Genomic DNA, 15787 nt, shown 5'->3' on the forward strand with positions numbered 1-15787 from the left:
CTTTAATTAATAAAAGTTAATCTTTTTTTGTAAGTTGAATTATTATTTGATATATGATATTTTAGGAAAAGATTAACAAATTTTCATGGGGGTAAATATGGATAAAAAACTTAGTAATAAAGCTATTAAATCTTGGATTATAGGAAGAACAATTGGATTAATAATCTTTATATCTATTTACTTAGTGTTAAGATTGGTTCTACCTATACTTGAGATAAATACAATTAACTATATTCTTGACAACTATATATCATGGATAAATATGATTATATTGCTTATTGTTGTTTTAATTGCAATATCCGCATACATAGAACCATTCTTTGAATATAAGCAATGGAGTTATAGGATAAATGAAGAAGAAATATCTTTTACTGAAGGAATATTTTTAAAAAGAAGTGTTACGATTCCAATTGTACGAATTCAAAATATAAACTTATCAGAAGGACCTATAAATAGAAAATTTAATTTAGCTGATGTTAAGATTGGAACTGCAGGTGGAAGCTATAAAATTCCTAATCTTGATAAAGAAGAAGTCGAGAAAATTAGAGAGTTTTTAAAGATTAAAATCAATGAAAATGTTAGAGAGGAGCTTGATGCATAATTATGAATGAAGAACTTAATGACAATAAAACTAATTATGAAAATAAAAGCTTCACAAATGAAAACATAAAAATAAGAAATAATTGGAAGAGTTTAATTTATAAGCTTATAAAAGGTACGATCAGCAATTTTGGACTAGGTGTACTTTTTATAGTATTTCTAAAACAATGGTTTTGGATAGCTATAGTGTTGTTTGTAGTTTTAGACATTATATTTTCAATAATAGGATGGAAGTATGAGTATATAAGCATAGAAGATAATGAGGTACATTATTATAAGGGGATATTTTCAAAGGAAACATTAATAATACCAAAGAAAAGTTTTAAGTCTATGGATATATCACAGAACTTAATAGAAAGATTATTAGCATATAAAATTGTGAAAATAGAAAGTCCTTCAAAAGATTTTGGTATAGATGATATAAAAATAAGTTTAAATAACGAACAAATTGATATCCTTAAATCTTTTGCTCTTGATGATTTGAATAATGAATGTACAGTTGATGTAAATGAACTTAATAGTATAAAAGACAATGAAGAGTCTAACGAAATAAAACAAAAAAAGATAGAAACTAAAAAGTTAGTTATATATGGGTTTACAAGCTTTAACTTATTTGTTGCATTGATTTTTATTTTTAATATTTTAGGAAAGATAGATGATTTCATCAGTTCAGATTATTTATCAAATATTATAGATGGAGCTTTTAAAAATAATTCGCAAAGTATGACTATTATATTGATTTCTATTGGACTTTTAATTTTCTTAATTATACTAAAACTTATTGCAACTGTATATTATGTTATTAAGTATTATAATTTTACTTTATTAAAAGAGAACAATAATATAAAAATAACGTATGGTCTATTTAGCACAAAAGAGTTTTCTTTCAAAGACAATAATATAAAACTTATTAAAATTAAATCAAATCCAATAAGGCAATTTTTAAATATATATGAATTAAATTTAATTATTAAAGGTTATACAGGAGAAGGAAATGAGAAAATTATAATGTATCCAATAGGATCCCTAAACGAAATTAATGATGTTATAAAAGAATTTATTCCTGATTGGAGCTTTAAAGAAACTGGAGATGGGATAGAAAAGGGAAGAATTTCTATTTTAATAAAACCTATTTTACTAATTTTTACTATTTCTATAGTATGTTATTTAATATTAAAAACACAATGGGTTTGGTTTATTAATTTAACTATTATATTAACTTTGATAAACTCTGCACTGAAAATAAGAAATTTAAACATTAGCGTGGATAATAAAAAAGTGAGAGCTGTAAATGGGGGATTATTTAGGACTATACATATATTAAGAGGAAGAGATATACAAGCTGTTGAATTTAAAACGAATCCTATTCAATCTAAAAACAATGTAGGTAAGATTACTATTGATTATTACAGTGAATCATCAGAAGAAATCAAATTAATATATATGAATAAAAATTATGTTGAGAAGTTAATTGAAGCTTCTAAATGATAATAAAAAAAGGTTGTGAGAAAATCTCACAACCTTTTTTATGGGCTAGCGTATACTTATGTCTGAGCATAAGTTCCCACTGATATTTATTATAATATAAAGTATTGTTAATGTAAAGATAAAATTTTATTTTAAAAAATTTTTAAAACTGAAAACCTTGGAAAATCTATAGGATATTAATATAAAAAAATTAAAGTAAATAATATCAGATTAAGATAAATAAAAATGGTGTATATACAATATGTAGTACAATGAAAATAGTTTTATTACTATATATTGTATTTAAAATATTTATCTATTTTGCAAAGGTGGGAAAAAATGAAGTATATTAAACTCAACAATGAAGTAATAATCAAAGATAAAAATGGAAAATATCAACTAGAAAAAGATATAGAGGCATTAAATAGTTATTTAGATGAACACATTTATCCAAGAATGAAAAAATTTAATACATTTGAGGAAAGATTAACTTTCTTATTAGAAAATAGCTATTATTCAAAAGACATAATAGATAAATACTCTATAAAATTTATAAAAGAGACTTATAAGGCGATAGAAAATGAAAATTTCACGTTTAAATCATATATGAGTGCAAATAAATTTTATCAAAATTATGCACTTAAAAGTAATGATGGAAAAGAAATATTAGAAAACTACAATGACAAAGTTTTAATAGTTGCATTAGCATTAGGAGATGGAAATGAAGACTTAGCTTTAAATTTAGCTATAAAGCTTATAAGACAAGAATTCCAACCAGCTACACCAACATTTTTAAATGCAGGTAGACAAAGAGCTGGAGAAATGGTTTCTTGTTTTTTAATATCAGTAGAAGATAGTACAGAAGGAATATCTTATGCAGTATCTTCATCTAATCACTTATCAAAAATAGGTGGAGGAGTTGCACTAAATTTATCTAGACTTAGAGCTAGCAAGGAACCTATAAAAGATATAGATGGAGCTGCTGGAGGTGTGGTTGGAGTTGCAAAAATGTTAGAACAATCATTTACATACTTTAATCAAATGGGAGCAAGACAAGGAGCAGGTGCAGCTTATTTAACAGTTTTTCATCCGGATTTTGAAATGTTAATGGATACTAAAAAAATAAATGCAGATGAAAAAATAAGATTAGCATCATTATCTCTAGGTGCAATTATACCTGATAAATTCATGGAGTTAGCAGAAAAAAATGAAATAGCATATGCTTTTTACCCTCATTCTGTTTACAAAAAATATGGAGTACATCTAGATGAAATATATATGAATGAATGGTATGACAAGTTAGCTAAAGATAAAGACATAATAAAGAAAGAAATAAACCCAAGACAAATGTTAACTAAAATTGCACAGATGCAGCAAGAAAGTGGATATCCATATGTAGTATTTATAGATACAGCAAATAAAGAACATGTACTAAAAGATGTAGGTATGATAAAAATGTCAAACTTATGCTGTGAGATATTTCAGTATCAAACACCTTCAGATATAAAAGGATATGGAGGAAATAACGTATGGGGACAAGATATAAGTTGTAATTTAGGATCTTTAAATATAGCAAATGTTATGGATAATAAAGAGATTGAATCAACAGTCAATACAGGGATAAAAGCTTTATCTTTTGTATCAGACAATACAAATATTAATGAAGTTCCGACTATAAAAAATGGGAATAAAGCATCACATGCAATAGGGCTAGGGGCAATGAATTTACATGGCTATTTAGTTAGAGAAAATATACTATACACTTCAAAAGAAGCTATAGATTTTTCAAATGTATTCTTTGCCATGATAAGATATTATGCTATAAAAGCTTCTATGGAACTTGCTATAGAAAAGAAAACTACATTTGATGGATTTGAAAATTCGGAGTATGCTAAAGGTATTGAAAGTGAAGTTCTTTCAAAGTACTATACAGAGTCTTATTTACCTAAAACAGATAAAGTAAAGTCACTATTTAAAGGTATATACATACCAACAACTAAGGATTGGGCTAATCTTTTGGATAGGGTAAAGGAAAATGGATTATACAATGCATATTTAACAGCTATAGCTCCAACACAAAGTATAAGCTATGTTCAAAATGCAACTTCAAGTATAATGCCAATTATGGAACCTGTAGAAGTTAGAACTTATGGAGATTCTACAACTATTTATCCTATGCCATTTTTAACTAATGAAAATATGCTTTATTATCAATCGGCATATAGAATGGATATGAAGCATGTAATAGATGTTGTATCTACAGTTCAACAGCATGTTGATCAAGGAATATCTACTACACTATTTGTAACAGATGATAAAACAACTAGGGATATAGCTAGATATTATATATATGCATATAAAAAAGGATTGAAAAGTTTATATTACACAAGAACAAAAATGACAAGAGACACAAATGAGTGTTTAATGTGTTCAGTATAGGGGGATTTTATATGACATTTAATTCAAAATCAATACACAAAGCTGTAAACTGGAATGTTGAAGATGATGGTTTTACACAAGCTTTTTGGGATCAAAATGTAAAACAATTTTGGCTACCAGAAGAAATATCAGTTTCTAAGGATTTAAAAACTTGGGCAGATCTAAGTGAAAGTGAAAAAGAATTGTACAAGAAAGTTTTAGCCGGACTTACGTTATTAGATACAAAACAAGGAAATAATGGAGTCCCATCTATGATGAGTTTAACTGATAACCTTCAAAGAAAAGCTGTTTTATCTTTTATGGGAACAATGGAAGAAATACATGCCAAAAGTTACTCATCTATATTTATGACACTTTTAACTACTCCTCAAATAGAGGAATTGTTTAACTGGATAGAAACAGAACCGACATTACAAAAAAAAGCTGAATTGATATTAGATCAATATGAAAATACTAATGACCAAAGAAGTTTATATTTATCAATGGTGACTAGTGTATTTTTAGAAAGTTTCTTGTTCTATTCAGGATTCTTTTATCCACTATACCTAGCTGGTCAAGGCAAAATGGTTGCAAGTGGAGAAATAATATCATTAATACTTAGAGATGAATCTTTACATGGTAAATATATAGGACTTTTAGCTCAAGAAATATATGATAGTTTTAAGGAAGAAGATAAATTAGTGCTAAAGGAGAAAATATATAAGATATTTAAAGATTTAATGGATAATGAAATAGAGTATACAAAAAAGATTTATAATGGAAGTGGACTTGTTGAAGAAGTTATAACATTCTTACAGTATAATGCTAATAGAGCTTTAGAAAACTTAGGTTTTGATAAGTATTATGAAGTAGGAGAAATAAATCCTATAGTTTTAAATGGATTAAGCACTGAAACTAAATCACACGATTTCTTTTCAACTAAAGGTAATGGATATCAAAAAGGAATTTATGAAGAGCTAGAGGATGAAGATTTCATTATATAACACAGTAAAAGATAGGTCTAATAAGATCTATCTTTTTGTTGTTGCGGAACAATTTTCTATCTGTTATAGTATAAATATAACAGATAGAACTTAAAAAGGAGGTTGAATTTATGAAAAAAGTAAAAACGTTTTTAGTTATAACATTTATACTAACTTGGGTTATAGCTGTTGGTCTTATGATACAAGATGGATATAAAAATCCATATGCTATTGTAATTATAATGGGATGCATGTTTATGCCAGCTATAGGTGTTATGTTAACAACAATAATAACAAAAGGTAGTATTAAGGATGTGTGGGCTAAACCAAATTTAAAGGGGAATATAAAATATTATTTAATTGCATGGCTTTTACCATTTTTACTTATAATTTTGGGAATTGTAGTGTATTACTTAGTGTTCCCTGGAAACTTTGATGGAAGTATGAGTACAATGATAAATGCAACAAAAGAACAATTATCTTCAGCTGGACAGTCAATACCAACTGATAATCAATTAAAAACAATGTTATTAACTCAAATTGTTACATCTATTTTCGTAGCACCTATAATAAACTTTATACCATGTTTAGGAGAAGAACTTGGTTGGAGAGGATATTTACTTCCAAACTTACTAGAAAAATTCACACCGCTAAAAGCAACTATTATAAGTGGAGTGATATGGGGAATATGGCATGCTCCTATGATTGCTATGGGACATAACTATGGACTTGGGTATCCTACCGCACCTTGGGGTGGAATATTTGCGATGACAATATTTTGTATATTTTTAGGCTCAATTCTTTCTTATGTAACATTAAAAACTAAAAGTTGTATACCAGCGGTTATATCGCATGCTATGATAAATGGATTTGCTGGAACAGGAGTTTTATTTATGAAAGGTAATATATCAAATCCATTTATAGGACCTATGCCAATGGGAATTTTAGGAGGAATAGGAATTATATTAGGTGGGTTAGTATGTTATAAGATAATATCAAAAATGGATTCTAAAAACAAATTATATAATTATTAGATAAATGGTTTTAAAAGTAGTATATCAAATATTTGATATACTACTTTTTATTTTACAAATAAACACCTATATTCAAGAGGTGTTAAATTAAGATTTCTTTTAAATGTTTTTGAAAAGTGTGACTGAGAAGAAAAACCAACTAAGTTGCTAATTTCACATACAGAGTAACTACTTTTTCTTAGTAAATCACATGCTTTTTTTAACTTATACTCAATTAGGTATTGTTGTGGAGTAGTCATCATATGCAATTTAAACATTTTATAAAAATGACTTCTATCAATATTTAAAAAATCAGATATGTCTGAAACAGAAATATTTTTATCAAAGTTATTATCAATAAATTCTAGGGACTTAGATATATAAGACTGAGATATAGATTTTTTTTGTAAAGATAAATTTGAATGTTCACTCATAAGTAATGATAGTATTTGATATAAGTATCCTAATGCATTAAATAAACTGTTTGAATTACAGTTTAGGTACACTTTTTCAAATAATTTATCCAAACTATTATCTTTATCATATCTAAATATATAATTTTCATCTGAAAAACCACATAAACTAAAAAGTTCTTTTGCTTTAGAACCATTTACACCGATCCAACGATAAACCCAAGGATTTTCATCAGTAGGGTAGTAATTGTTGTCTGTATTAGGGGGTATAAAAAATCCATCTCCAGCCTTTAAATGATGAACTTTATCTTTTATAAAAAATAAACCTTCACCTTCAATTATGTAATGTATTAAATAGTAATCTATATGTTCATATTGATAGGGATCTCTAGGCTCGCAATGCTCAAATCCACATTCGAATATGTATAATTCTGAGCTTGGTTTTAAATCTGTTGAAAAAATTCCTATTTTATTCATAAATGGTCCTTTCTTAAAAATGTTTTCCTAATATGAATTTAAATTAAATTTATACAAGTGTCAATTTAAAATGCAACAATAATACAAATTATAGCAACATTATAACATTGAGACAAAATTCAAAAGTGTATATTATAAGATTAAACAGGAAAATGATTTCTTAAAGCGTAACTACGGGGATAAGTAAATGAGTGAAAAAGAGAGGGGGAGGTTATATGAAACTTTGGGAAAATATAAATATAGATGGTATAAATAGATTAAATTCAAGAGCTCACTTTTTAAGTTTTTCATCTGAAAAATTAGCGTTAATAGGAGAGAAAAAGTATACTCATAACCACAAATGCTTAAATGGAAGTTGGAAATTTTTATTTTTAGATGCTCCTGAATATTCGCCAGAAGGATTTTATAAAGAAGAATTTAACACAGATAGCTGGAATAATATAATAGTTCCTGGAAATTGGCAATTACAAGGATATGGTAAAATGCATTATTCTGATTTATGGTATAACTTCCCTATAAATCCTCCATATGTTCCTACAGAAAATCCAACTGGCATATACAAGAGAAACTTCTTTATAGATGAGTCTTGGATAAGTGAAAAAGTAATATTAAAGTTTAATGGAGTTGACTCGGCATATAATGTATGGATAAATGGACAAGAGATAGGATATAGCAAAGGGGCTAGGATTCAATCAGAATTTGATATAACAGAGTATATAAGATGTGGAAATAATGAATGTTGTGTAAGAGTATATCAATGGAGTGATGGAACTTACTTAGAGGATCAAGATATGTGGTGGCTAAGTGGAATTTTTAGGGATGTAGAACTATACACGGAACCTTTGTTAGGAGTAGAGGATATAACTGTAGTTACAGATTTAGATGAAGATTATAATGATGGTACTTTAAATATTGATTTGAAATTTAGAAAATATGAAAACCAAAAGATTAAATTTGAGTTACTAGATATAAATAAGAAAGTTGTTTTTGAAGAATTAGTAGATATTGATTCAAATTTTAAGTTTTCAAAAAATGTAAAAAGTCCTTTAAAATGGAGTGCAGAAGAACCTAATTTATATACATTGTTAATTAGTGTGTATAAAGACGAAGATATTGTTCAAGTTATACCTCAGAAGATTGGATTTAGAAAAATTGAAATAAAAGGCGAGACATTTACAGTAAATGGGGTTGCTATAAAGTTTAAAGGTGTAAACAGACATGATTATAATCCTAAAAACGGAAGAGTAGTTGCTAAAGAAGAAATAGAAAAAGATATACTTTTAATGAAACAACATAATATAAATGCAGTTAGAACAGCTCATTATCCTAATTCACATTATTTATATGATTTATGTGATGAGTATGGATTATATGTAATAGACGAAACAGATTTAGAATGTCATGGTTTTGAATTAACAGGAGACTATTCATGGATAAGTGATGACCCTAATTGGGAGTTAGCTCATGTAAGTAGGATAGAACGAATGATGAATAGAGATAAAAACCACCCATCTATATTAATGTGGTCTTTAGGAAATGAATCTTCATTTGGGTGTAACTTTAAAGCTATGGCTAAAAAATGTAAGGACTTAGATCCAACAAGAATTTTACATTATGAAGGAGACTTTAATGTATCAGAAGTATATAGTACAATGTACACTTGGCTAGAAAGAGATAGTAACTTTACAATGGATACTATAATAAACGATATAAAGAAACCTCATATATTATGTGAATATTGCCATGCTATGGGAAATGGGCCAGGAAATTTAAAAGATTATCAAGATTTATTTTACAAATATGACAAGTTACAAGGTGGATTTATATGGGAGTGGTTTGACCATGGAATACATACAGTAAGTGAAAACGGAGAGGTTTACTATAGATATGGTGGAGATTTTGGAGATGATCCAAGTAATATTAACTTCTGTATAGATGGACTTATAATGCCAGATAGAACAGTTTCACCAGGACTTTTAGAATATAAGAAAGTTATAGAGCCTACACAGACACTTCCTGTTGATTTAGAAAAAGGGTTAATAAAAGTTATAAATAGATATGATTTTAAGAACTTAAATTCATTAGATCTTATTTACAATATAAAGGAAGATGATAAAGTAATCCAAAGTGGAAGAGTAGCTATGCCATCTATAGAAGGAAGGAATACTTGCGAAGTTAAAGTTCCTTATAATTTGGATTTTAAAAAGGTTGATGGAGCTAGCTATTATTTAAATATATCCTATGTATTAAATAAAGATTGTAATTGGGCAAACTCAGGTCATGAACTAGCTACGGCACAATTTGAACTACCAATAAAAACTGATAAAGTTAAAGTGGAAGTAAAAGGTGAGCTAGAAGTTATAAAAGAGCACTTCAAATTAATAGTTAAGGGAGAAAGCTTTAAGGTAGATTTCGATTTGGTAAAGGGGAATATATTAAGTATAACTAAAGATGAATATAAGATATTAGAAGCTGGACCTAAACTAAACTTTTGGAGAGCTCCGATAGATAATGATATGTACATTGTAGAAGATTATAAGAAAAAGTATTTCATGCATTTAATGCATGAGGTTGTTAGAAATGTTGAGTATAGTTTAGATAATAATGTACTTACATTTAAGGTCGAAACTATTAATGGTACTACAAATTCTGCTTGGCACTATAAGTCAACTTATGAATACAAGGTATTTGGAAGTGGCGATATTTTAATTAATGTAAGTGGAACACCATCCGGAAAAATTGAAACTGCGCCAGACATGCTACCTAGAATAGGCCTTAAGATGAAATTAAATAAGGATTTAGAACATGTTAAGTATAAAGGTAGAGGACCAGGGGAGTCATATTCAGATACAAAAGAAGCTAATTTATTTGGTGTTTATGAAAATACAATTGAAGGTTTATTTACAAATTATGTAAAACCTCAAGAAAATGGAAATAGAAGTGACTGTTCTTGGGTTAGCTTGAAAAATGACAGGGGTATGAGCTTAATGGCAATAGCTAAAGATAAGTTTGACTTCAGTGCTTCTTATTATGAAGATACAGATTTAGAATATGCTAAACATACTATAGACTTACAAAAAAGAGATTTTATAGTACTTAATATAGACTACAAACAAAATGCTGTGGGGACTAACTCATGTGGGCAATGGCAGCTAGATAAGTATAGATGCAAATTTGAAGAATTTAATTTAGAATTTAGACTAACTATATTTAATAACAAAGAGATTAATGAAGTTAATTTAGGAAGAGAAGTCTTGATATAAGTTTAATATAAAATATAGTTAATCACTAAGTATATAGAATATATATATAATAGAAACTTAGTGATTTAACTATATTTTTTTATAATTAACCAAAGTATATAGTACATGATTTTACTGACGCCCGAAGTAAGTGGGGACTACATTTAAAATAGGGGAGGTTTAAAATGAAGGAAAAAATAGTGGATTTATTTAAAAATATTTTTGGATATAGAGAAAATATAAGAGTGTTTTTTTCTCCAGGAAGAGTAAATTTAATAGGAGAGCATACTGATTATAACGGGGGAAATGTTTTTCCTTGTGCATTGAGCTTTGGAACTTATGGAGCAATATCTTTAAGAAATGATAAAGTTATAAATATGTATTCTAAGAATTTCGATAAATTAGGTGTGATAAAGTTTGATATAGATGAATTAAAAAATGAAGACAAAGATGATTGGGCAAACTATCCTAAAGGAGTTTTATACACATTAAAAAAATATGGGTATGAAATAAATTATGGTTTTGACATGGTAGTATACGGAAATATTCCAAATGGAGCCGGGTTATCATCATCAGCATCTATAGAATTATTGATGGGGGTAATGATTAATGATGTACTAGATTTAGGAATAGCTAGAATTGACCTAGTTAAATTTTGTCAACAAGCTGAAAATAAGTTTATAGGAGTAAACTGTGGAATAATGGATCAGTTTGCTATAGGTATGGGAAAATCCGATAATGCAATTTTATTAGATTGCAATAGCTTAGATTATAAATATTCAAAGTTAGAATTAAATGATAAGGTAATCGTAATAGGAAACACAAACAAAAGAAGAGGACTTGCAGATTCAAAATATAATAAACGAAGAAATGAATGTGAACAAGCATTGAAAGAATTAAAAACAAAGCTTAATATAAATTACTTAGGAGATCTTAGTGAAGAAGAATTCGAAGATAATAAACACTTAATAAGTAGTGATGTTAATAGAAGGAGAGCAAAGCACGCAGTTTATGAAAATCAAAGGACATTAAAGGCTGTAGAAGCATTAAAAAATGATGATATACACACATTTGGAAAACTTATGGTAGAATCACACAATTCACTTAAAAATGATTATGAAGTAACAGGAAAAGAATTAGATACTTTAGTTGAACTTGCATTAGAACATGAAGCAACTATAGGATCAAGGATGACAGGTGCAGGGTTTGGGGGATGCACTGTATCCATTGTAAAAAAAGAACTGAAAGATTGTTTTATAAGTGAAGTTTCAAGACAATACAAAGAAATAATAGGATATGAAGCTGATTTTTATGAAGCAGAAATAGGAAATGGGACTAAAGAACTGTTATAGGGAGGCATTATGAGTATATACATTGAATTTGAAAGACTTATAAATTATGGATTGAAAAACAATCTTTTTGAAAAAGAAGATATGTGCTATATAAGAAACTCTCTTATAGAATTATTTGAACTAGATGAGTATGTTTTAGTAGATGATATAACTGATACAAATAATTTAGAAGATATAATTAATAACTTATTAAATTATGCTTATGAGATAGGGCTATTAGAATCTAATACATCAGTATATAGAGATTTATTAGATACAAAAATAATGAGTTTACTTATACCAAGACCATCTGAAGTTATACGAGAATTTAATAGTAGGTATATAGAGGATAAGGTAAGTGCTACAAATTATTTATACAATTTAAGTAAAGCTTGTGACTATGTTAGGACTAATAGGGTTAAAGAAAATATAACTTGGAAAACAAACACTGAGTATGGAGATATCGATATAACTATAAATTTATCTAAACCTGAAAAAGATCCTAAAGCAATCGCTCAAGCTAAGTTATTGAAGGAATCTTCTTATCCAATGTGCATGTTATGTAAAGAAAATGTAGGATATAAAGGCAGATTAAATCACCCTGCAAGACAAAACTTAAGGATTGTACCTATAAATCTATGCAATAAAAAATATTATTTACAGTACTCACCGTACTCATATTACAATGAACACTGCATAATTTTTTCAGACAAACATGAAGCTATGAAAATAAATAAAAGTACTTTTGACAAAAATTTAGATTTTGTAGACCAATTTCCTCATTATTTTATAGGTTCTAATGCAGATTTACCGATTGTAGGAGGATCGATATTAAGTCATGATCATTATCAAGGAGGACAACACAACTTTGCTATGGACAATGCTAAAGTTATGAGTGAGTTTTTTATAGATGGATATGAGAGTGTTAAAGTATCGATTATAAAATGGCCGTTATCTGTACTTAGACTTTGCTCTGATGATAAATATAAAATAAGTGAACTGGCAAACTACATACTAAATCATTGGAAAACTTATTCTGATGAATATGTTGATATATATTCTCACACAGGCATGACTTGTCACAATACAATAACGCCTATTACTAGAAAAAAAGATGATTCATACGAAATAGATTTAGTTTTAAGAAATAATAAAACAAGTGAGCGTTATCCAGATGGTATATTTCATCCCCATAAAGAATTACATAACATAAAAAAAGAAAATATAGGTCTTATAGAAGTTTTAGGATTAGCTGTGCTCCCAGCTAGATTAAAAGAGGAGCTAAAAATAATAAAAGACTGTTTGTTAAATGAAAAAGATGAAAAGTTTATTATTGAAAAGGTTCCTATTCATCTAAATTGGATTAAGTATTTAAAATCTAAATACTCTATATTTAAAGAAAGCAATATAGACCAACTTTTAAAGGATGAAGTAGGGATAGTTTTTAAACGAGTATTAGAAGATTGTGGAGTATTTAAATATAATAAAGCAGGAGAAGAAGCTAGAGGGAGATATATAGAAAGTTTAAAAAAATATATAGGAGTAAAAAATGAAATATAGTAAAAAAGTTGTAGGTAAAATAAATGATAAAGATATAATAGCTCATAATGTTTTATATGAAAATGGGTTTGAGTTTGAAATATTAAATTTAGGAGGAATAATAACTAAGATTATAACTCCTGATAAAGATAACAATTTCGAAAATATTGTAGTTGGATATAACAGTATAGATAGTTATAAGCTAAACCCTTCATATATGGGGGCTATAATAGGTAGGACTTCAGGGCGAATAAGTGAAGCAATAATTAAAGTTGAAAACAAAAAGTATAACCTATTTAAAAACTATGGTGAAAACCAAGGGCATGGAGGAAAGTGTGGGTTTGATAAAAAAATTTATGAAGTAGACAGTATAAAAGAGGGAAATAGTATAACTTTAAACTTAAAAGCTTTTAGTAAAGATATGGAGGAGAACTATCCAGGAAACTTAGATATTAAGGTTAGTTTCAATATACGTGAAAATTTTAATATAAAACAAACCTATAAAGCAGATACAGATAAGACAACTTTAGTTAACATGACAAATCACACTTATTTTAATCTAAGTGGTAATTTAAAAGAACCTATAACTAAACAATATATGGAAGTAGATAGTACTTACATACTAGAACTAGATAAAAATTGTACTCCAACAGGTAAGTATATAAATGTAGATAAAACTCCTTTTGATTTTAGAGTTTTAAAGTGTATAGGTGAAGATATTGATGATAAAAAGGATGTACAGATAAAAATAGGTTGTGGTTATGACCATATATTTATGTTAAATAAAGGGAATATACACTTAGAAGATAAAAAGTCTAAAAGAGCTATGGATATAATTACAAACCAAGAGTGCGTGGTTATATATAGTATGAACTTTACTGATGAATTAGCCTTATATAATAATAAGATAATGCAAAGAAGATATGGAATATGCTTTGAAACGCAGTCTCCTCCAATAGGACATAATATGTGCTTTTTAGAAAATTCAATTTTAAGTAAAGGAAGCGCATACAATCAAGTTACAGAGTATAAATTCTACACTATTGATGATTAAACAGTGTATCATAAAAAAATATAAAAAATATAAAATGATTAAATGTCTATTATAAGTGCTGAAAATGCTACAGTAATAGACAGTTTTTTTGCTTATTTAATTCGTGAAAACATTTTCAAAATGATATACAAATAAAAATATGTTGCATTAATTGAATATAGTATGGTATATTAATAAAAAAGGATAACCGGTAACCCTAAAAATAGTACACTATACTAAAGTTTTGGGAGGGGATTTATATGGTAACAATTAAGGATATAGCAGAGTTAGCAGGGGTATCAAAAACTACAGTATCAAAAGTATTAAATAATAAAGATGAAAAAATAAGTGATACTACAAGAAGAAAAATTTTAGATATAGTAAAAGAAAAAAACTATAGACCAAATAAAATGGCTCAAAGTTTAGTAACAAAAAAAACTAAAACTATAGGAATTATTATTCCAGATATAAGAAACCCATTTTTTACAGATATAGTTAGGGGTGCAGAAGATAAGGCTGTTAAAGAAGGATATAATATTATACTTTGTAATACAGATGAAAATATAGATAAAGAAATAAAAGCATTTAATACATTAGCAGATAAAATGGTAGACGGAATTATATTTGCGCCATCTTCTAAGATAGACTTAAACTCAAATGAATATAACTTATCAACAAAACCAATTGTTTTAGTAGATAAAAAATTAGATATTAAAAACTTAAAGGGTATAGTGAGTTTAGACAATGAAGAAGGAACTTATTTAGAAATAAATCACCTAGTAGAAAAAAATCATAAAAAAATACTTTATTTAAGTGGACCTTTAAAAAACGAAATAGCAAGAGATAGATTAAAAGGTTATAAAAAAGCTTTAAAAGAAGCTAACATTGAATATGATGAAAAATTAGTATTACAAGGTGAATATTCTTTAGATTGGGGATATGAAATAATCCAAAGTTTAAAAGATATAAACTTTACCGCTATATGTGCAGCTAATGATTTAATAGCAATAGGAGCTATCAAAGCTTTAAAAGAAAGAAATATACATATACCAAAAGACATAAGCGTGGTTGGATTTGATGATATTCAAACTTCAAGTATAATTGAACCGCAACTTACAACTATAAATCAGAATTCATACGATATGGGATATGAATCAGCTAATATATTAATAAAAAATTTAGAAAAAAAAGAAATTAATGATATAGAAAAAATGATTTTTAAGCCAGAACTTATAATAAGAAGTTCTACATCTCAAAAACTTTAGAGGAGG

Annotated in this window: 11 protein-coding genes; 10 read left to right on the plus strand and 1 reads right to left on the minus strand. The window is 27.4% G+C overall.

All coding sequences use genetic code 11. From position 1 onward, the window contains the following. The first annotated feature begins 97 nt into the window (after positions 1 to 97). The 5 genes from KXZ80_RS07165 to KXZ80_RS07185 all read left to right on the plus strand — a co-directional run bounded on the left by KXZ80_RS07165 (position 98) and on the right by KXZ80_RS07185 (position 6502). Positions 98 to 601 carry a PH domain-containing protein gene (locus tag KXZ80_RS07165; RefSeq protein ID WP_021432795.1) on the plus strand — a complete coding sequence of 168 codons (504 nt, stop codon included), beginning with the start codon at positions 98 to 100 and terminating at the stop codon, positions 599 to 601. Between the two features lie 2 nt (positions 602 to 603). Then, on the plus strand, positions 604 to 2088 hold the full coding sequence (locus tag KXZ80_RS07170) for a PH domain-containing protein (protein WP_021432796.1): 1485 nt from the start codon (positions 604 to 606) through the stop codon (positions 2086 to 2088). 318 nt (positions 2089 to 2406) lie between these two features. Further along, the gene (gene nrdE, locus KXZ80_RS07175) at positions 2407 to 4506 is read left to right on the plus strand and encodes a class 1b ribonucleoside-diphosphate reductase subunit alpha (protein WP_021432797.1); all 2100 of its coding nucleotides are present in this window, start codon (positions 2407 to 2409) and stop codon (positions 4504 to 4506) included. 11 nt (positions 4507 to 4517) lie between these two features. Beyond that, complete coding sequence (nrdF, locus tag KXZ80_RS07180; protein ID WP_021432798.1) at positions 4518 to 5489, plus strand: class 1b ribonucleoside-diphosphate reductase subunit beta; 972 nt, start codon at positions 4518 to 4520, stop codon at positions 5487 to 5489. 110 nt (positions 5490 to 5599) lie between these two features. Beyond that, on the plus strand, positions 5600 to 6502 hold the full coding sequence (locus KXZ80_RS07185) for a CPBP family intramembrane glutamic endopeptidase (RefSeq protein WP_021432799.1): 903 nt from the start codon (positions 5600 to 5602) through the stop codon (positions 6500 to 6502). Between the two features lie 47 nt (positions 6503 to 6549). Here the strand turns inward: KXZ80_RS07185 and KXZ80_RS07190 are convergent, their stop codons facing one another. Further along, positions 6550 to 7371, minus strand: a complete 822-nt coding sequence (locus KXZ80_RS07190) for an AraC family transcriptional regulator (protein ID WP_021432800.1) — start codon at positions 7369 to 7371, stop codon at positions 6550 to 6552. A 215-nt stretch (positions 7372 to 7586) separates the two neighbouring features. Between KXZ80_RS07190 and ebgA the strand changes: the two genes are divergently transcribed. The 5 genes from ebgA to KXZ80_RS07215 all read left to right on the plus strand — a co-directional run bounded on the left by ebgA (position 7587) and on the right by KXZ80_RS07215 (position 15781). Then, positions 7587 to 10634, plus strand: a complete 3048-nt coding sequence (gene ebgA / locus KXZ80_RS07195) for a beta-galactosidase subunit alpha (protein WP_021432801.1) — start codon at positions 7587 to 7589, stop codon at positions 10632 to 10634. 164 nt (positions 10635 to 10798) lie between these two features. Beyond that, complete coding sequence (locus KXZ80_RS07200) at positions 10799 to 11965, plus strand: galactokinase (protein WP_021432802.1); 1167 nt, start codon at positions 10799 to 10801, stop codon at positions 11963 to 11965. Positions 11966 to 11974: 9 nt separating this feature from the next. Then, positions 11975 to 13504, plus strand: coding sequence for a UDP-glucose--hexose-1-phosphate uridylyltransferase (locus KXZ80_RS07205; RefSeq protein ID WP_021432803.1), 1530 nt, complete (start codon positions 11975 to 11977; stop codon positions 13502 to 13504). After that, positions 13494 to 14537 (plus strand): aldose epimerase family protein, encoded by a 1044-nt coding sequence (locus KXZ80_RS07210; RefSeq protein ID WP_021432804.1) that lies wholly within the window; start codon positions 13494 to 13496, stop codon positions 14535 to 14537. The genes KXZ80_RS07205 and KXZ80_RS07210 overlap by 11 nt, the downstream gene beginning before the upstream one ends. 239 nt (positions 14538 to 14776) lie before the next feature. Beyond that, the gene (locus KXZ80_RS07215) at positions 14777 to 15781 is read left to right on the plus strand and encodes a LacI family DNA-binding transcriptional regulator (RefSeq protein WP_021432805.1); all 1005 of its coding nucleotides are present in this window, start codon (positions 14777 to 14779) and stop codon (positions 15779 to 15781) included. The last annotated feature ends 6 nt before the right edge of the window (positions 15782 to 15787 follow it).

Origin of the sequence: Paraclostridium bifermentans (assembly GCF_019916025.1) — a bacterium.
Classification (GTDB): domain Bacteria; phylum Bacillota; class Clostridia; order Peptostreptococcales; family Peptostreptococcaceae; genus Paraclostridium; species Paraclostridium bifermentans.